Annotated in this window: 18 protein-coding genes; 15 read left to right on the top strand and 3 right to left on the bottom strand. The window is 57.1% G+C overall.

Features of this window, described 5'->3' with window-relative positions:
* Nucleotides 1-5 precede the first annotated feature (5 nt).
* The 11 genes from C7H10_RS19370 (at nt 6) to C7H10_RS15245 (ending at nt 10,409) form a co-directional block, all read left to right on the top strand.
* Nucleotides 6-119 (top strand): DUF4266 domain-containing protein, encoded by a 114-nt coding sequence (locus C7H10_RS19370; protein ID WP_244178298.1) that lies wholly within the window; start codon nt 6-8, stop codon nt 117-119.
* Nucleotides 106-1,260, top strand: coding sequence for a DUF3570 domain-containing protein (locus C7H10_RS15200; RefSeq protein WP_425269128.1), 1,155 nt, complete (start codon nt 106-108; stop codon nt 1,258-1,260). Before C7H10_RS19370 ends, C7H10_RS15200 begins: the two co-directional genes overlap by 14 nt.
* A gap of 19 nt (nt 1,261-1,279) precedes the next feature.
* Complete coding sequence (locus tag C7H10_RS15205) at nt 1,280-1,831, top strand: AraC family transcriptional regulator (protein ID WP_106695534.1); 552 nt, start codon at nt 1,280-1,282, stop codon at nt 1,829-1,831.
* An 8-nt stretch (nt 1,832-1,839) separates the two neighbouring features.
* On the top strand, nt 1,840-3,792 hold the full coding sequence (locus C7H10_RS15210; protein WP_106695535.1) for a coiled-coil domain-containing protein: 1,953 nt from the start codon (nt 1,840-1,842) through the stop codon (nt 3,790-3,792).
* Nucleotides 3,785-6,670, top strand: coding sequence for a tetratricopeptide repeat protein (locus tag C7H10_RS15215; RefSeq protein ID WP_244178300.1), 2,886 nt, complete (start codon nt 3,785-3,787; stop codon nt 6,668-6,670). Before C7H10_RS15210 ends, C7H10_RS15215 begins: the two co-directional genes overlap by 8 nt.
* The gene (locus C7H10_RS15220) at nt 6,657-7,226 is read left to right on the top strand and encodes a tetratricopeptide repeat protein (protein WP_106695536.1); all 570 of its coding nucleotides are present in this window, start codon (nt 6,657-6,659) and stop codon (nt 7,224-7,226) included. The genes C7H10_RS15215 and C7H10_RS15220 overlap by 14 nt, the downstream gene beginning before the upstream one ends.
* A 15-nt stretch (nt 7,227-7,241) precedes the next feature.
* A complete protein-coding gene (locus C7H10_RS15225; RefSeq protein WP_106695537.1) occupies nt 7,242-7,547 on the top strand; it encodes a hypothetical protein in 306 nt (101 codons plus the stop codon).
* 139 nt (nt 7,548-7,686) lie between these two features.
* The gene (locus C7H10_RS15230) at nt 7,687-8,394 is read left to right on the top strand and encodes a MotA/TolQ/ExbB proton channel family protein (RefSeq protein WP_106695538.1); all 708 of its coding nucleotides are present in this window, start codon (nt 7,687-7,689) and stop codon (nt 8,392-8,394) included.
* Nucleotides 8,395-8,419: 25 nt separating this feature from the next.
* Complete coding sequence (locus C7H10_RS15235) at nt 8,420-8,932, top strand: ExbD/TolR family protein (protein WP_106695539.1); 513 nt, start codon at nt 8,420-8,422, stop codon at nt 8,930-8,932.
* Nucleotides 8,929-9,429: an ExbD/TolR family protein gene (locus tag C7H10_RS15240; protein ID WP_106695540.1), complete on the top strand. Its 501-nt coding sequence runs from the start codon at nt 8,929-8,931 to the stop codon at nt 9,427-9,429. The genes C7H10_RS15235 and C7H10_RS15240 overlap by 4 nt, the downstream gene beginning before the upstream one ends.
* A 5-nt stretch (nt 9,430-9,434) precedes the next feature.
* Nucleotides 9,435-10,409, top strand: coding sequence for an AgmX/PglI C-terminal domain-containing protein (locus C7H10_RS15245; RefSeq protein ID WP_106695541.1), 975 nt, complete (start codon nt 9,435-9,437; stop codon nt 10,407-10,409).
* Between the two features lie 42 nt (nt 10,410-10,451).
* Here the strand turns inward: C7H10_RS15245 and C7H10_RS15250 are convergent, their stop codons facing one another.
* The 3 genes from C7H10_RS15250 to C7H10_RS15260 all read right to left on the bottom strand — a co-directional run bounded on the left by C7H10_RS15250 (nt 10,452) and on the right by C7H10_RS15260 (nt 14,449).
* Nucleotides 10,452-12,176, bottom strand: a complete 1,725-nt coding sequence (locus C7H10_RS15250; RefSeq protein ID WP_106695542.1) for a diguanylate cyclase domain-containing protein — start codon at nt 12,174-12,176, stop codon at nt 10,452-10,454.
* Nucleotides 12,177-12,217: 41 nt separating this feature from the next.
* Nucleotides 12,218-14,020 carry a PHA/PHB synthase family protein gene (locus C7H10_RS15255; RefSeq protein WP_106695543.1) on the bottom strand — a complete coding sequence of 601 codons (1,803 nt, stop codon included), beginning with the start codon at nt 14,018-14,020 and terminating at the stop codon, nt 12,218-12,220.
* A 72-nt stretch (nt 14,021-14,092) separates the two neighbouring features.
* A complete protein-coding gene (locus tag C7H10_RS15260) occupies nt 14,093-14,449 on the bottom strand; it encodes a phasin family protein (protein ID WP_106695544.1) in 357 nt (118 codons plus the stop codon).
* A gap of 140 nt (nt 14,450-14,589) precedes the next feature.
* On the opposite strand from C7H10_RS15260, the gene C7H10_RS15265 reads away from it, so the two are divergent.
* The 4 genes from C7H10_RS15265 to C7H10_RS15280 all read left to right on the top strand — a co-directional run bounded on the left by C7H10_RS15265 (nt 14,590) and on the right by C7H10_RS15280 (nt 18,521).
* The gene (locus tag C7H10_RS15265) at nt 14,590-14,910 is read left to right on the top strand and encodes a TraR/DksA family transcriptional regulator (protein WP_106695545.1); all 321 of its coding nucleotides are present in this window, start codon (nt 14,590-14,592) and stop codon (nt 14,908-14,910) included.
* A gap of 37 nt (nt 14,911-14,947) precedes the next feature.
* Nucleotides 14,948-16,411, top strand: coding sequence for an SLC13 family permease (locus tag C7H10_RS15270; protein ID WP_106695546.1), 1,464 nt, complete (start codon nt 14,948-14,950; stop codon nt 16,409-16,411).
* 242 nt (nt 16,412-16,653) lie between these two features.
* On the top strand, nt 16,654-17,454 hold the full coding sequence (locus C7H10_RS15275; protein WP_058089514.1) for a C39 family peptidase: 801 nt from the start codon (nt 16,654-16,656) through the stop codon (nt 17,452-17,454).
* A 56-nt stretch (nt 17,455-17,510) separates the two neighbouring features.
* On the top strand, nt 17,511-18,521 hold the full coding sequence (locus C7H10_RS15280) for a flagellar protein FilC (RefSeq protein WP_106695547.1): 1,011 nt from the start codon (nt 17,511-17,513) through the stop codon (nt 18,519-18,521).
* Nucleotides 18,522-18,530: the final 9 nt, after the last annotated feature.

The following is an 18,530-nucleotide window of genomic DNA, read 5'->3' on the forward strand; positions in this document are numbered from 1 at the left end:
CGGTCATGAGCCTCAGTCGTCACGGCACAGCGGATTCCTACATGCACCATGTCTATCAGGCCCGGGAGTCTGCACGGGGAGCGGAAGGCGGCTCGGGAGGTGGTTGTGGCTGCAACTGACAGACAACGGTTAGTGCGGTCCGGGCTCTTTTTGCTGGCGCTGTTTGGGCATCAAGCCATTGCGGCAACCCTCCCGGTCGATAACGTGGATGTCCTGTACCACCGCTACGAGGGCGGTGGCATGGTTATCGACGGGCCATCCGTTTTGGTGCGCAAAAGTATCGGTCCTCAGGTTTCCGTATCTGGACAGTACTATGTCGATTCTGTTTCGGCTGCCTCCGTAGACGTTCTCGCTACAGCCAGCCCTTACAAGGAAGAGCGCAAGGAGTACACCTTTGGTATCGATTACCTGCATGATAAATCCATTCTCAGTCTCGGCTTTACCAACAGTAGCGAAAACGATTACGAAGCCAATACTCTGTATTTTTCTGTCAGCCAGGAATTTTTCGGGGGCATGTCCACGTTGACCATGGGCTATGCCAGCGGCTGGGACGAAGTGCGCCGGGTTGGCAACGATTCGTTCAGCGAGGAAGCCGATCGTCGAAACTATCAACTGGGTCTGAGCCAGATTATTACCCGCAACAGTCTGATAGGTCTCGACCTTGAGGTCGTCACGGATGAGGGCTTCCTGCAGAACCCGTATCGTCAGAACCGCTATATCGATCCCAATGATTCCACGGCGTTTCTCTATCAGCCGGAGCGGTATCCGGAAACCCGCACAAGTACCTCCGTCGCGGTCCGTGCCCTCTATTACCTGCCTTACCGAGCGTCGCTCCGAGGTGAATACCGCTATTTTTCGGATACCTGGGGCATCACTGCCCATACCGCTGAACTTGGATACGTACACGGGTTGAACCCGCACTGGACCCTTGAGGCTTCCGTTCGTTACTACCGCCAGAGCGAGGCGGATTTTTACAGCGACCTTTTCCCCTTCGAGAACTCCCAGACCCACCTTGCACGGGATAAGGAGCTTAGCTCGCTTTCCGGAACAACCCTGGCACTAGGCGCGGTGTATGAATGGAAACAGACGTCTCTTCCGGGCATAGATCGCCTGCAGTTCAGTCTTCTGGTGGACTGGTTGAATTTCGAATATGACAACTTCCGGGATGTCACCGCAGCGGGGGACTTTCTCCCTGGTGACGAACCCCTTTATTCATTCGATGCCTACGTAACGCGGGCGTCGTTGATTCTTGAATACTGAGCATGCAGGAAGAACGACCATGGCCACTTGCTTGAACCATCGATTTTCGGCGTTTTTGGCGGCATTGACCCTCGCTTTATCATTCCCCGCTTTGGCCCAGACGGATCTGGAGTCACAGACCAACGACACCGCTGTCGCTGAGCAGGTGGAGGCTCTCAAAAAAAAGGTCATTCGCTTGAATCGCGACTTGTTTATCCTCGAAGAGGATTTACTTTTTCCGGCCAGTACTCAGGTTGCCGTGTTTCTCAGTGTGGATACCGGGAAGTTCCTGAAGCTGGATGCAGTGAAGCTGAAGGTGGACGATGAGATCGTTGCCTCTCACCTCTACACGGAGCGACAGGTGAAAGCACTTGAACGCGGCGGCATGCAGCGTCTGTACGTGGGCAACCTGAAAACCGGCGTCCACCGGATGACGGCGTTCGTTGAGGGAATCGGGCCGGATGAGCGGCCTTATAAGCAGGCCGCGTCCCTGGAGTTTGAAAAGGGCACTGGCACCTCCGCTCTGGAAATCCGTGTTGAGGACCGCTCCTCCAACTATCAGCCCTCTGTATCCATTGTGGAGTGGGAGTAAGGCGCGCCGTGGGATTGAAAGTAAGCCAGCCGTCAGGTCGACGCCCGATAGTTTTTACGGGCGCTTTGCTGTGGCTGACCATCATTGCGCCAACCCAGATTCAGGCCGGGCAGCCCCAACCCGAGCGTGCCCACGACCTTCGGTACGGCTGGGCACTTTATGAATACCATCAAGGCAACGCCCTTGAGGCTCTGACCCAGCTGGCGGTTGCCCGGGAACAAGGCGGCATTGAAGGGCATGGTGATCACCCTGATTTGGTTGAAGGCGGACTCATGCTGTCCTGGGGCATGGCCCGTGAGGCCAGCCGATTGTTCACGGAATTACTCGGTGCTGATGGCGCCGGCAGCACGCTTTCGGCCGATGTCCGCAATCAGGCCTGGTTCTACCTGGGCAAGGTGTTCTACCTGGAAGGTGACCATGAGCTGGCCAGCGAGAATCTGGAGCGCGTGAATGGCGACATACTGGCCAGGGCCAACCACGACCTGTTCCGTGAGTGGATTTATCTGCAAGCCCGACTGGCCATGATGTCGGCCAGGCTCGGAGACGAAACGGAACTGGCGTCGCTCCAGGCGCAGCTGGAAGACACTGATATTTGGTCCCTTTACCTGCGGTACAATTCGGCCGTTTCCTCCCTGGCTGCAGGGGACGCTGTTGCGGCCGAAGCGGAACTGCAGGCACTCATCTCCCTCATTGATCAGTCTACCGACTTTGACGAACCAGAGGCCGAACGCCAGGGACTCATGAGCCGGGCCCGCCTGTCACTTGCCCGACTGTATCTCAGGGGTAACCAGTTCGACGCAGCCCTGAGGGTTCTTGGGGAAATGCCCCTGAATGGGGTGTTCGCCGATCAGGCCCTGTTTGACTATGCCGTAGCCGCGGCCGGGCAGGGCCGGCCGGAGCGGGCACTTGATGCTCTCGATACCCTCGCGAAGCGCGAGCTGTTTTTGCCTTGGCGCCAACAGGTACCGTTTGCCCGGGCCTATGTGCTTGAGCAAATGAACCGGCCCGAGAGTGCACTGCCCGCTTTTCAAAAGGCAGCCGACCATTACCAGTCCCGTATCGAGGAGCTCGACAAGATCCGGGATAGACTCAGTGAAGAGAGCCTGATGGCCCAGCTCGATTTCAGCCGTGATAGCGACGGGATTCTCACCGATTCCTATGGACGGCTGCGGGTACAGCCAGTCGATTTCGGCATGGCCGAAGTGCTGGCTTCGGAAACCTTCCAGCAGGCTCTTGCCGAATTGAACGAGCTCTACCGGATGCAGTCCTTCATCGCCGAACGCCAGTCACGGTTCGAATCCTTCCGGATCATGCTGGAAACCCGTGAACAACAGCGCCAGGTTCGAATTGCCCAAACCCGTCGGGCGCTGGAAAACCAGCAGGCGGACCAATGGCAGCAGTTGCACCAGGAATTCAATGAGAAGATTTCCAGGGCATTGACGGAAGAAGACGCCGGGTTCTTCATGACCTCGAAACAGAAGGCACTGAGAGACAAGCTCGATGACGTTGAAGAAACTCTGGCGGGCTTGCCCGACGACACGACCACGGCCGGCCAGCGTGCGACCTATCAGAGGATGCGCGCCTACTTCGACTGGTGGGTTGCGGATGACTATGGCGTGAATCGCTGGGCGGCGCAAAAACAGTTGCGGGAGCTGGATCGCGAAATGGATCGCTTTCAGGCCCAGCGGCAGCGGGTTGAAAAACTGATGGCCGACGACGCCCGCCATGCTGAATTGGCCCAACGCATCGCTTCCAGTGAACGGGAACTCGCGACCCTCGGGGCAGAGGTTGCCGATGCGTTGGGGAAGGCCCGGCAAGCCCTCTTGAGCCAGGTAGACACAATGCTTGTCGCCCAGCAGGAGGAGCTTAACGGTTATCTGTTGGCTTCCCGTCATGCCCAGGCGAGGCTGGCGGACCAGCTATTCCGTGCATCGCAAAGCGCAGGAGCCGGTGATGAGTAACCGGATGCCTGGAAAGATCGTGAAAGGACTTGTCATCGCCGGGACCCTTATCATGGCCAGTGGCTGCCAGATGCTGCAGTCAATGATGCCAGCCGGCAACGAGGAAATGCCCCGGGTCCGTGAGGGCACTCTGGCAGCGCTTCCGGCGACCGAAACCCGGCAAGCCAGTGACAGTAGTGAATCTGGTAGCGACCCGGCGGGCGATGTCTCCATCGAGACGGTGGTGGAGAGTTACAAGGCACTTTTGCCCCTTGTGGACGATCCCCGGAAGCAGGTCACCATCCGGCATCGGTTGGCCGATCTGGAGTTCCAGCGGGCGGAGCGTAAAATGGCCGATACCGCCGTGGATGAGCTTTCTGATGCTATTGAAGCCTACCAGCGTCTTCTGTCGGAATATCCACAGCGCGAAGGCAATGATCAGATCTACTATCAGCTTGCCAGGGCCTGGGAGCTTCGGGGTGCGACGCCTCAACAGCTTGATGCCCTGGATACCCTGGTTCAACGTTACCCCGATTCGGACTACTGGATTGAAGCCCAGTTCCGGCGCGGCGATCTGCTGTTTATTGACGGCCGGTACCGGGATGCTGAGCGGGCGTTTGACGAGGTGACCCAGGCCAGCCAGGAACGCATGGCCGACGCCTCGTTTCTGGTGAACGCCCATTACATGAAAGGCTGGAGCCTGTTCAAGCAGGCGCAATACCAGGAAGCCCTGTTCAGTTATGTGGAGGTGCTTGATCTGGTGATGCCTGAGGGGCAACCGGTTGCGGATGTGGATCAGCGGAACCAGACCCTTATCGAAGATCTGTTCAGGGTGGTGGGGCTGTCACTGTCTTACCTCGACGGTGCGGAAACACTCCAGGCGCTGTTCCGTCAGACGGGTGGGCGTCCGTATGAAATACTGGTCTACGACCGCTACAGCGAGCTCTTGCTCGAGCGGGAACAATACAGTGACGCGATTGATGTCTTTGAAGCCTTTATAGAAGACCATCCGGCAAGCCCCTGGGCACCGCGCTACCACATCCGGATTATCGATACCCTGGAGCTGGCCGGCTTCACCGGCACCATCCCTGAACGAAAGGCCGGCTTTGTCAGCCTTTACGGACTCTACAGCGATTACTGGCAGTCAGCGGGCCCCGATGCGATCGTTTTTATCGAACAGCAACTGGAACAGCTGTTGCCAGAACTGGCAGACCGTCAGTACCTGCTGGCAGGGGAAGCCACGGGTGATCAGCAGGCCGACGATCACTACCGCAAAGCTGCCAGTTATTACGCCGAGTTTGCGGCTACCTTCCCGAATCATCCCCGTACACCTGAGCGTCTCTTTCTCCTGGGTGAAGCCCATCTGGAGCTGGAAGACTGGCCGGCCGCCATCGCAGCGTTTGAGCGGGTTGCCTATGACTACCCCGATGACAGGGTGCCCGAGCGGGCAGCTGAGGCAGGTTACGCTTCGGTACTGGCCTTCCGGGAATATGCAAAGACATGGGGCAACCAATCCGTATCGGAGCAGGTGGCCTATCGGGAGCTACAGCAGTTGAATCGACTGAGGTTTGCAAACGCGTTTCCGGGCGATCCTCGGGCTCCGGCGGTGTACTACATCGCGTTGCAGCGGGAGTTTGACCAGAACAATTGGGAAGAGACCGTCAACATGGCGGCCCGCCTTGTTACCTGGCAGCCCGCGCCTCCGGCCAGATTAACGACCGAAGCCTTGTTGTTATATGGCCACAGTGTGTCCGAGCTGGCGCGATACGCAGAGGCGGAACAGGCTTACCGAGATGCCTTGGCGACAATGACTGAAGACGATGAACGCAGGGGCGGGGTGCGCGAAAATCTCGCCGCAGCTGTCTATCGGCAGGCAGAGCAGTTGGCTGATGCCGGCAATGTGGAGGCTGCGGTCAGCGAATTCCTGCGAGTCGGCACCACTGTTCCCGAATCCGTCCTGCGGGCAAATGCGGAATATGACGCTGCCTCCCTCCTTATCACCGCCAACCTTTGGGATCAGGCCATCGGTGTGCTGACCAGTTTCCGGCAGTCTTTCCCGGACCATGAACTGATTGATACGGTCCCGGCAAAACTGGCGCTGGCCTACCGTGAAACCGAGCAATGGGAGCGGGCAGCCGACGAACTTCAGCAAATGGTGACCCTGGCGACAACGCCGGAAGAGCGAAGGGAAAATCTGTTAATTGCAGCAGAATTGTACGACCAGGCCGGCAACCGGGAAAAGGCGATCGACACCTGGCGAAAATACGCCAACCGCCATCCCGAACCCGCTGATGTCTACATGGAAGCAGCCAATCGACTGGCTGAGCTCTATCAGGAAGAAGGTGATGCAGAAAAACGGGATTACTGGTTGCGCAAGCAAATGGAAACAGTGGACCAAAGCCCGGACGCATCTGACGATCGCATGCGTTACCTTGCGGCATCAGCCTCTGCAATGCTCGCCCGCGATGCCCTTGCCCGATATGACAGCATCCGCCTGACGCTGCCTCTGAACGAGAGCATGACGGCAAAGACCGATGCACTCGAAAGGGCCGTCAATGCCTACAAGAAAACAGCCAGCTACGGCCTCTCGTCGTTTGCCACCGAAGCGGGTTACCAGATCGCCCATATCTATGGACGCCTTGGTGCCGATCTGATGGACTCGGAGCGCCCCACCGGTTTGAGCGAGCTTGAACTGGCTCAGTACGAGCTACTCCTGGAAGAACAGGCCTACCCGTTTGAGGACAACGCCATCGATATTCACGAGCAGAACATCCGGCGGGCCCGGGAGGGCATATTCGATGAGTGGGTTCAGCGCAGCTACGAGGCCCTGAAAGTCCTGTTGCCGGGGCGTTACCGGAAGGAAGAAGTGACCTCGGGGGTTGTCTATGAGCTCGATTAAGGCCGAAGGGCTCTGTCTTTTGGTGATCGTCACATTGGCTGGATGCGTGACAGCCCCAACGCCGCCAGAGTCTGGTGGGCAAGCTGAGCAGGCTGTCCTTGACGCCTCATTCAGCGAAGCGGTTCAGGCCATGGAGCAGGGCGACCTTACCGACGCCAGGGCCCGGTTCGAGCAACTGTCGAGGGACTATCCCGATAAGTCCGGACCCATGGCAAACCTTGGCATCATGGCGTTCCAGGAAGAAGAGACCGATACCGCGAAACAATGGTTTGAGCGTGTGCTGGCGGTGAATCCCGAACATGTCCAGGTGTTGAATCATCTGGGCGTGATTGCCCGACACGCCGGAGAATTCGATGAGGCAGAACGGTATTACCGCGCCGCGCTGGCCGCGGATCCGGATTATGCGCCCGCGATTCTTAATCTGGCTTTCCTGTTTGATATCTACCTGGGGAAACCTGCGGATGCGGTTGAACTCTATGAGCGTTATCAATCGGCTGCCAGCGAGCCGGACCCGAGACTGGAAGACTGGATCTTCGATGCGAAGAACAGAATCTGATGTGGAAAAGGTGATATGAAACGTACCGCGCTAATCGCTCTCGCAGTCACCGTCCTGATACCCACGGCGCCCATGCTATACGCCCAGGACACCTTGGGCGTTGTGACCATTGAGGGCACACGCATCCGTGGTGATCAGGAAGTGCCTACGGTGATGTATCTGGTGCCCTGGCAGCCGCCTGAAGTGGATGAGCTGCGTGGGCCGGAGGAACGCCTGATGGTCGATCAGGGCCTTCGGCCCCTGGAGCGCTACGAGTTTCAGCGTTTTATCAGGTACCACGAAGCGTTCATCAGCCAGACCCAGGCAGCAGATGGGGAATAGACTGTGATGGTTGTCGCATCCCGAGTGTGTTCCTGCGCAATATTAAACAAACCCTCACACAGACTTTCGCGAACTTACCCTTGCAGGGGAGTTACGCGCTTAGACTGATCTGAAAACCGGACCATGGAGTGCCCAGAAAATGATCGATACCGCCGTTCGCTTCTTCCAGGAAGGTGGCTTTTTTATGTTTCCGATCGCCGTTGTGCTGATTGTCGGACTCATTGTTGCCATTGAACGTTATGTCTACCTTTCCGCCCAGAAACTGACCAACCGTCGGGACTTCAACCGACTACACCAGATGATTGCCAAGCGCGATCTGAAGGGGGCCCTGAATTATACCCAGGAGTCCGGTAGTGCCATGTCGACCATGATCGGCTTTGGTCTTCAGCGCCTGGCCCGCCGCCAGGGTCGCGAAGAAATCGAATACGCCATGGAAGAGGGGCTGCTGGATGTCATGCCCCGTCTGGAGAAGCGCACTCAGTACCTCGCAACACTGGCCAACATCGCCACGCTGCTGGGCCTGCTTGGTACCATTATCGGTTTGATTGCCGCCTTTACCGCAGTAGCCGCAGCGGACCCGGCCCAGAAGGCGAGCCTGTTGTCCCAGAGTATCTCGGTCGCCATGAACACCACCGCCTTCGGCCTTATGTCGGCCATTCCTATGCTGCTGATCCACTCGCTGCTGCAGACCAAGACCAATGAGATCGTCGACAGCTTCGAGATGGCCGGCATCAAGGTTCTGAACCTTCTCAGCGACGGCTCTGGCTATAAACCCGGCGCCCAACCACAGCCCCAGAATGTCGGCGCGCCGGCACAGGTAGCGACTCCGGCCGGTAGCCCGGCCTGATAACCAGCCAGAAGGATATCAGGCCATGAGACGGAAGCATCGTCGCCTACAAAGTGAGGCCGATCTCGACATCACGCCATTCATGAACCTCATGATTGTGCTGGTGCCGGTACTGCTGCTGAACATGGTGTTTGCCCACACCAGTGTTCTGGAACTGAACTTCCCGACCGGCGAGAGCTTGTCGGTAGAGCAGGCTGAAGAACTGCAGATCCAGGTGGTGATCTATGAAGATCGGCTGGTCGTTGCGGATAACCAGGGCGGGGTTATCAAGAACATCCCCCAGCGCGAGGGTGAGTATGATTTCGGTCTGCTCAAGGATGTCATGAAGGAAATCAAGAGCCGTGTGCCGGACAAAAAGGATGTGGTCATCATGCCGTCCCGGCAGACCTCCTATCAGTCACTGGTTTCCGTGATGGACACCGTGCGTTCTTATGAAGCCGTGGTGGCTGGCAGTGTTGTTGAGGCAGAACTGTTCCCCGAAATCTCGCTCGGTGATGCGCCTGCCCAGGCCTCGGGATCCGCGGAGGTGAGTTCATGAAAGAATCCGCCAAGGCCCGCCGTCTGAAGCGCCACTATCGGCGCAACAAGAGCCAGGGAAAGATGAACCTTGTGTCGCTGATGGATATTTTCACCATCCTCGTGTTCTTTCTGATGGTGAACTCGTCGTCTGATGTACAGGTTCTCAACCAGAACAGCACCATCAAATTGCCTGATTCCACTGCCCAGCAACCCCCGGGTGATGTACTGGCACTGACCGTGACCGACCGGGATATTCTGGTAAACGGTCGACTGGTGGTGAAACGTGACGCCTTCCAGACCTTCGACGGGCAGGTTGAGCCATCCCTGAAGCAGGAGCTCGACTACCAGGCCAGCCGTTCGTCGGCGCCAGCGCCGGATGCAGGTCGCCCGATTACCATACTTGCGGACCGGGAACTTCCTTACGAGCTGCTCAAGAAAATCATGTCCACCTGTGTGGATGCGGGTTTTGCCAGCATTTCCCTGGCGGTTAATCAGCGCACGGAACAGGGGGCCTGAGGCTAATGGATTATCGCTACGGATTGCCCTGGAATCAGGAGAGGGGAGAGCGCAAGCGACTGTTGGCGGCGGCGGTTGTCGTCGTGCCCCTGTTTCTGGTTTTCGCGGGCTATGTGAGTTGGGTAGAGTTGCCGGAACAGGATCGGCAGGAACAGGAAGCCTTGCCGCCCCAGCTAGCGAAGCTGATTATTGAGAAAAAAGAGCCACCCAAGCCGGTGTTGCCAGAACCGGAGCCGCCAAAGCCTGAGGAAAAGCCGGTGGAGCAGGCGAAGCCTGAGCCAAAACCCGAACCTGCTCCCACGCCGGTTGTTCCAGAACCGGAAGTGGCTCAGAAGCCAGAACCAGAACCCAAGCCGGAAGAGGTGGCCAAGGCTCGGGAAAAGGCGAAAAACACCGGTATTCTGGCCATGGGTAATGAGCTCTCGAAGATCAGTTCGCTAGCGGAATCGGTCAAGCTGGATAGTCCGGTTACCAATACCGCCGAGCCGATCGCCAGGAAGGCCGGTGATACCCTGGCGGCCCGCGCTACTGAAAACACCCGCAGTAGTGGCGTGAACGAAACCGCCTTGACCCGGGAAACCCGTGAGCTCGCCCTGGCAGAGCGGAAGCGCGTGGAGGTGGCCGAGGCTGAACGTGTGGCTGCGGTAAAAGAGACAGTGCGCAGGGAGCAGCAGGAAACTGCCTCGAAATCCCGTAGCCGCGAGGAACTGCGCCGCACCATGGATGCCAACAAGTCCGCCATCTACAGCATTTACAATCGGGAGTTGCGCCGAAAACCTTCGCTCCAGGGCAGTATCACGCCAGAGCTGGTCATTGAGCCAAATGGAGCGGTTTCCAGTTGTTCGGTAGTGGAGTCAACGCTCAATGAACCGGCACTCGAGAACAAAATCTGCAACCGGTTGCGGCTGGTGGATTTTGGTGCACGGCCAGGGGTAGACAAAACCACCATTCGTTATCCGATCGAGCTGTTGTCGAGTTGATGGTGTGAGCGGCATCCGGGTTGCTACCTGGATCGCCGCTGATCAGGCGCTTTCGACAGCGCTGGGCGCAAACAGCGTGTAACAGTTCCGGCCGTCGCGTTTGGAACGATACATGGCGATATCGGCACCGTTTAGAAGCTCCTGAACGGTAGTGCCATCCTCCGGATACAGGCTGATGCCGATGCTGGAGCCGATCTGGATACTTTCGTTATTGATAATGTAAGGTTTCCTGTTCAGCTCGATCAACCGCTCCGCCACCTGGGTGACGTCCGAAAGCTTGTCGAGCTCCGGCAGCAGCACAATGAACTCATCGCCGCCGAGCCGCGCGAGGGTATCGTCTTCACGCAGGTAATCGCGTACCCGGGCGGTAAACTGAAGCAGCAGCTCGTCGCCGACCGCATGTCCAAGAGTGTCGTTGACCTCCTTGAACCGGTCCAGGTCGATAAACATCACCGCCAGCAACATGTCTTTTCGGTGTGCGTGGCGTATGGCATGTTCCAGACGATCTTCCAGCAGTCGCCGGTTGGGAACGCCGGTGAGTGCGTCGTAGTAGGCGAGCTGGCGGATCTGCTCTTCGTTCTTGCGATTCTGGGTAATGTCGGTGAACAGGCCGGCGTAGTGTGTGGTCTGCCCGTGATCATCAGTGATGGCGGTGATGGTCAGGAGTTCCAGGTAAAGCTCGCCGGTTTTGCGCCGGTTCCAGATCTCACCGCGCCAGTAGCCATGGGTTGTCAGGGACTGCCACATGCGCTTGTAGAACTCCGCATCGTGCCGGCCGGAGGATAGTACCTCTGGTGTGCGCCCGATGACCTCGTCCGGACTGTATCCGGTCAGTTGGGTAAAGGCCGGGTTCACGAACTCGATCCTGACATCCTTGTCGGTCACCATAATGCCTTCGAACGAGGATTCGATAACCCTCTCGGCCAGCTGCAGAGTACGGCGGGACTTTGCCAGCGCCTGGTCCCGCTGTTCGAGCGCTTCCCGCAGGTCATCCAGGTACATCTGTTCGGCGCCAGCGAGCATATCCTGGTAGCCGATCAGACCGGTCACTTCACCACTCAGGTTGACCACCGCCAAGTGCCGTATCCGGTGATCAATCAGCAAATCCCGGGCGTGGATCAACGGGTCTTCTTCGTTGACGGTGAGCAGGGGGCGCGTCGCCAGCTCATGTACCGGAGTGTTGCTGGTGTGGCGGGCGATAAAACGCACCATATCCCTTTCGGTCAGGATGCCCAGTTCACCATCGCCACAAGTCACCACCACCGCATCTGCGTGGTGATGGTGCATCTGGCTGGCTACTTCAGCGAGTGATTGGGTTCCATTGGCCAACAAGGGTGGCCGGGCAACCACGGCCCGGACTTCCCGGAGTTTCAGGTAGGGTTCCAGCCCCTGATTGAGCGCCAGGTCGGTCTGGGACAAGATGCCAACGGGCGCTTCATTTTCATCGACGACCAGGAAGTGTCGCTTGCCGCTGTCTCTCAATCTGATGGCTGCCTGGCCGGCGTCCATGGTGCTGGGTAAGGTCAGAACCGGAGAGCTCATCACCGTGCTGACCGGCTGGTTGAACCGGTCGGGGTCACTGAAATCCAGTGCCAGGGCATCATGTTCTGTCCAGATGCCGATCACGTGGTCCTGGTCCGCGATCAGGATCGAGCTAACGGAGTTTTCCGACATTCGCGCCGCTGCGTCGGCAATACTGGTTTGAGGACTACATTGCAGTAAAAGCCCGCTGTACATAATGCGGGAAATGGGGAGCGGCTGCGCCATCGATAATCCTGTTTTTATCAGCGTTTTATCACCGCTCCAGTTTAGCAACGACCGGCCTCCGCTGCCTTAACTTTCACGTAGCTGCCCGGCGCATCCTCCAGGATGTCAAGCTTGCCGTCTCCGGGCTGCCGCGCTGGCACCTGAGGGCCTTCAAAGTTCGCTATCCAGGTTTTCCAGTGCAGCCACCAGGAACCCTGGTGGTGCTCGGCGGACTGGAACCAATCGTCGGCTTCCGCTGGCAGGTCGTCGTTGGTCCAGTAGCCGTACTTTTCCTTGTAGGGTGGATTGATAACTCCTGCGATGTGTCCGGAACCAGACAGTACGAAAGTGACCTGGCCTCCGTAAACCTTGGCGCCTTCGTAGGTGGTTTTCCACTTGGCGATGTGGTCCTGGCGGGCAGACAGGAAGAATGACGGAACCTGAATCTCGGCCAGGTTGATAGATTCACCAGCCAGGCTGAGGGCATCGGGCTCGACCAGCCGGTTGTGCAGGTACATTTCCCGCAAGTAGTAGCTGTGCATTCGAGCGGGCAGGTTGGTGCCGTCGGTGTTCCAGTAGAGCAGGTCAAACGCGGCGGGCTTCAGGCCTTTGAGATAGTTATTGGTCCAGTACGACCAGAACAGGTCGTTCTCTCGCAGCAGGTTGAAGGTAAAGGCCATAGCGCGGCCATCCAGATACCCTTTCCTGTCCATGGCGCGTTCAATACCACGAATCGAGTGGTCGTTGATAAATACACCAATACCGCCGGGATCAGAAAAATCCAGCAACGTGGTCAGGTAGGTGGTGCTGACAATTGGCTTGCGCTGTTTTTTCTCGAGCCAGGCCATGGTAGAGCCTAACAGGGTGCCGCCAATACAGTAGCCGATGGCGTTCATCCGCTCCTCGCCAGTTGCCTCTCTGACGGCATCCATGGCAGCCAGTGGCCCCAGGGTCATGTAATCTTCCCAGCCTTTGTCCTTTTGCGCTGGCCCCGGGTTGCGCCAGGACACCACGAAAACCGTCTGGCCCTGGTCTACCAGCCATCGGATAAAGGAGTTCCTGGCGGTCAGGTCCAGGATATAGAACTTGTTGATCCAGGGCGGGACAATCAGTAGCGGGCTCTGGGCGACGGTTTTGGTCGTCGGCGTATACTGGATCAGTTGCATGAGCTCATTCTGGTAAACCACCTTGCCTGGGGTCGTGGCCAGGTTACCGCCCACTTCAAACGCCGAGCGGTCGGTCATGCCCACATTGAACAGGTTCGGGTTCTGGCGCAGGTCTTCAACCAGGTTGCGCATGCCGTCAACCAGGTTCATGCCTTTGCGTTCCCAGGTAATACGTAGAACTTCCGGGTTGGTCAGCGGATAATTGGATGGTGACAACGCACTGGTCAGTTGGCGTGCGTAGAACAACATCTGGTCCCGGCTTGGGCCAGGCAACCCCTCCATATTCTCAACCCATTGCAGGAAGGCTTTCGAATTGATCAGGTAGGCCTGCTGAAGTACGTCGAACGGCAGATGTTTCTGCCAGTCTTCGGCCAGAAATCGGCGGTCGTCCTGGTCGGGTTCAACAACCGGACCAGCGGGTTTGCCAGTCAGGCGGGCAAGAGTGTAACGGGCCAGGCCCAGGTGCTTTTTGGCCAGGTCAATTTCCGCGCTGGCAAACCGCAACGGATGAAGCAAAAGGTCTTCAGCCATAGTTCGATAGGCGTCCGACATCTCGCTCAGGGTAGAAAGCTTGGTGTCGTCTACCAGGCCGGTGTCACCGAGCCATTTTTCCAACTGTTGCTGGCCCTGGCGGACATTGTCATCGAACGCCTTTACCAACTGGTTTGCGGTTTTACTGACCAAATCCAGACCAAACATGGCGCCTCCTGGCAACAGATATAAAAAGGTCGGAAAGGCAGTGCCAATCCGACCGTTGCAGCTGTTAATGAATCAGGCTGCGGATTTGTTACCGCCAGATTTCTGGGCCGGGGCTTTCTCTTTGGCGGTTTCAGGGGCTTCGGCCTCAAACACTTTCTGCACCTGCTCACGGGTCTCGGTGAGATAGTCCTGCCAGGCTTTCCAGTCACTGGTGAACTGTTCGCTAAGTGATTTGAGAGTTTCTGCCTGTTCGGAGGTTACCTGCTTCAGGCCATCCAGGTCGCGTACTTCGGATACCTTGCGGGCCTGATCCATGGCAACGTCGGCATAGCGACGAAAGGCTTCCATCTGCATTTCGGTAGCTTTGCTGAACTGGGCGAACAGGGTTTGGTTCAGGCGGTTGGCTTTTTCGAAAAGATCTGTACTCATTTAATACAACTCCTTTGTATATGGGATGACTGAGCAGCTAGTCTACCGTATGGGGAATGACACGATTTTGACAGGCGTCAAACCCCGATTCAGCATATTCTCTAGGGTATAGACCAATAACAACCCGCCGGGAGATGGCCATGAGCAATCGTAAATCTGAACTTGAAACCCTGAAGGCCGACCTTGAAGCCAGGCTGGTGCGTTATCAGGCTCATCAGCGCCGGGAGACCGGAGCCCTTGACAAGGATTTTGAAGAGCAGGCTAGCCAGACCCAGAACGACGAAGTGGTGGATTCGTTGGAAGTAGAAACCCGGGCAGAGCTTGTTCAGATTGCCCATGCCCTTGATCGTATCAACAACGGTCTTGGGGACGAGTGCGAGAAGTGTGGTGAGGAAATTGACCCCAGACGTTTGCAGGTGTTGCCCTACACCACAGTTTGTGTAGATTGCGCCGCTGATTGAGCAGGCCAGTTCATCGTCCCAAACCAGGGGGTAATACATGACAGCAACGCAGTCTTCGGAGAGCAAGCCTCGGGGTTTACCCAAAAGCCAGGTTATCGGTTTCTTCCTGGGTGTCCTGTTTCTTCTTGTCACCCTTCTGGTGCCAGCGCCGGAGACCATGAGCCCGGAGGCTTGGGCGGCGCTGGGGCTGATGTTGCTGATGGCCACCTGGTGGTCAACCGAGGCCATCCCGATTCCTGCGACCGCATTGCTGCCGATTGTTCTGATTCCGGCCCTGGGGCTGGGGTCGATTGGTCAGGCGACGTCACCTTACGCTAATCCGATCATTTTCCTGTTCCTGGGTGGCTTCACCCTGGGGCTGGCCATGCAGCGCTGGAACCTGCACCGTCGAATAGCCCTGCTTACGCTCAGGGCCGTGGGTGACCAGCCCAAGCGCCAGGTGGCCGGGTTCATGTTGGCCACCGCATTTCTCAGCATGTGGGTCAGCAATACGGCCACGGCCATCATGATGTTGCCCATAGGTTTGTCTGTGGTGGCGATGATGGATAGCTCCAACCCTGAGGGTGTGCGGCGCTATGCAACCGCCTTGCTGTTAGCCATTGCCTATTCGGCGAGTATTGGCGGAATTGCCACCCTGATTGGGACACCGCCCAATGCCTTGTTGGCAGCGTACCTGAGCGAAAATCAAGGCATTTCCGTGGGTTTTGCCCAATGGATGTTGCTGGGTGTACCGGTGTCGGTGGTCATGCTGGTGCTAGCCTGGTGGTGGCTGACCCGGAAGGATTTTGGCATTGGTGGCTCGGCAGATAGCGGGGAGATGATTCAGAATGAGCTAGCGAAACTGGGCTCAATGAGCCGGGGTGAGAAGCTGGTTGCCCTGGTGTTTCTGGTCACGGCGGCCGCCTGGATTTTCCGGCCTTTGTTGTCCGCCAACCTGATGCCGTGGCTCAGCGATACCGGTATCGCGATTGCGGCTGCCATTGCCATGTTTGTTATTCCTGTTAACACCGCCGAGCGGGTGTTTGTGCTGGACTGGGATTCGGCCAACAAGCTGCCCTGGGGTGTGCTCCTGCTATTCGGTGGTGGTCTGGCCATGGCGGGTGTTATCAGTAGCTCAGGGCTGGCGGAGTGGATTGCCCAAAGCCTTGGTGTTGCCGGGGAGTTGCCGACACTGGTTATGATTGTTCTGGTGGCTACCGTCATTATTTTTCTGACGGAAGTGACCAGCAATACCGCCACCGCCGCAGCGTTCCTGCCCCTGTTGGGTGCCCTGGCCATGTCGCAGGGTGTGTCGCCGTTGTTGCTGACGGTGCCTGCGGCCATCGCGGCCAGTTGTGCCTTTATGATGCCGGTAGCGACTCCGCCCAACGCGATTGTGTTTTCCAGTGGCCATATGCGAATTGCCGATATGATTCGTGCCGGCTTTGCCCTGAACATTATCGGCATCATCGTTGTTACCCTGCTCAGCTACCTGCTACTCGGGATTGTCTTTACCCTCTGATGGGGTACCTTGCCCATCGGTTTTCCTTCCCACCTGCCTGTTTCCGATACCTTCGGGAACAGGCGGGTGTTGCCGGCTACCTTGAGCCTTGAACCAGTTCTCAGTCCATCCATGTCAGGCCCCTTCTGCAGCGACAGATTTGAGGCACAGTTATCTTTAAGCCAGTCGCGATTTCGGTATCGTACCGTAACAACATGTAACCCGATAAGTTGCACGTCTAATAAAAACAGGGACTTTCCAAGATGCTGCTGGTGCTGGCCGGATCCATTCTCACGTTCACTATGGTGCAGGAAGCCACCGAGGTTGAGCCGTTTGATCGGGGTACGATTGTTATCCAGCAGAACGTGGATACCAGTCCGGCGCTGCTACGTTCTGATGTTCGCGTTGAGCCTCTGGTTGAACAGAAATTCCGTAACATCGTGCGTCAGGCGTACGACTACAGCTGTGGCAGTGCGGCCCTGACAACCGTCCTGAATTTCTATCTGGGCAGAAACCTGTCGGAACGTCAGGTGATGGAAGGATTGCTCCACTACGGTGAAAGTGAGCGCATTGTTCAGCGCCGGGCGTTTTCAATGTTGGACATGAAACGACTGGTCACTGCCCTGGGTTATCCCTCCGGTGGCTTCCGGGCCAAGATTGATGACCTCATGGAGCTGGACCACCCCGCCATCGTTCCCATCGATCACGCCGGTTTCAAGCATTTTGTGGTGCTCAGGACCATTCGTGACGGGCGGGTATACCTGGCGGATCCTGCCGTTGGCAACATCTCCTTCACGCTCGATCAGTTCGAAGAAAAATGGGACGACAACGTTCTGTTTATCGTTTTTCCGGGTAGCGACAAGCCGCTGGATAACCTTGAACTCAAAGAAGAAGATCTGCGATTTGTGGATGACCAGACAATGACCCTGCTGGCGTTACAGCAAATGCCTGTATTCCATGAATCTACCGAAAGACGTATCCAGAATGTGCTCGAACGTCAGAAAAACAACCCGGACGGCAGCGTAGAGAATACTCGAAAACAGCTGTACTACCGCCGCAACTAATTTTTCGGGTGGTAAGCCCGGAACAGGAATAAAACCAATAAAAGTAGGGAGTCAGGATGAATCGTTGGTTAGTGCGAGGCTTTATCCTTGTTTCCGCCTCGGGTCTGCTTCCGGCCATGTCAGTGGCGCAGGATGGCAATGTTGATCAGGCGCGGGAAGCGCTGGCCCGTCAGGAAGGCGATGAGGATGCCACAAGGCAGCTGGAGGAAGTGTTCCAGGCGGCGGAAAAGAACTATTCGCTGCAGAAAAAGGGCACTCACTCCCTGAACTATTCCTTTGACTACTCCTACACCGGTGACCAGCGTCTCGATCTAGCCATTACCAATGGTTCGGTCAGGAATCTTGATGTTGTGCCCACAGCCACGCACAACTTCACCAACGCTTTCTCATACGACTACGGCCTGCTGGATAACCTGACCATCGGCACGCGTATTCCCCTGGTGGTGAAATACGACACCGAGGACGAATTGTCCGTGTATGACTTCGGCGACATCTCTTTTACCGGCCGCTGGCAGCCGTTCGCTTACGTGCCGGGCAAGGTATCGACCACCTTCTTTGGAACCTTGACCTCAAAAACCGGTGTCAGCCCTTATGAAATTGACATCAAGGAGCAGCTGTCCACGGGAAGTGGTTATTACTCCATCGGCGGCGGCCTCAGTATGTCCAAGGTGCTGGATCCCGTGGTGGTCTTCGGCTCGGTCAGTGCTACCTACAATATTGAAGAAGATGGTCTGGAGCAGGTCCGGGGCGCCCGCTTGCTGACCAAGGTTGAGCCCGGCTTCGGGTTGTCCGGTTCCGCCGGTTTTGCCTACTCACTGTCTTACGACATTTCCCTGAGCATTTCAGCCCAGCTCAGTTACAGCGACGAAACCGTGCTCACCTTCCGAAATGGCGATCAGGCGGTGGCGCAAGATCAGATGACCGGATTTCTGAGTATGTCTCTGGGTACCCGGGTGAGTGACACCACCATTGTCAACACCAGCCTGGGCATCGGGCTGACTGAAGACGCTCCGGATTTCTCCCTGGGTGTATCCCTGCCCATTAATTTCTCCGGCCTCAAAGAGTGATTGAAGCTG

The organism is Marinobacter shengliensis, assembly GCF_003007715.1.
GTDB classification, from domain to species: domain Bacteria; phylum Pseudomonadota; class Gammaproteobacteria; order Pseudomonadales; family Oleiphilaceae; genus Marinobacter; species Marinobacter shengliensis.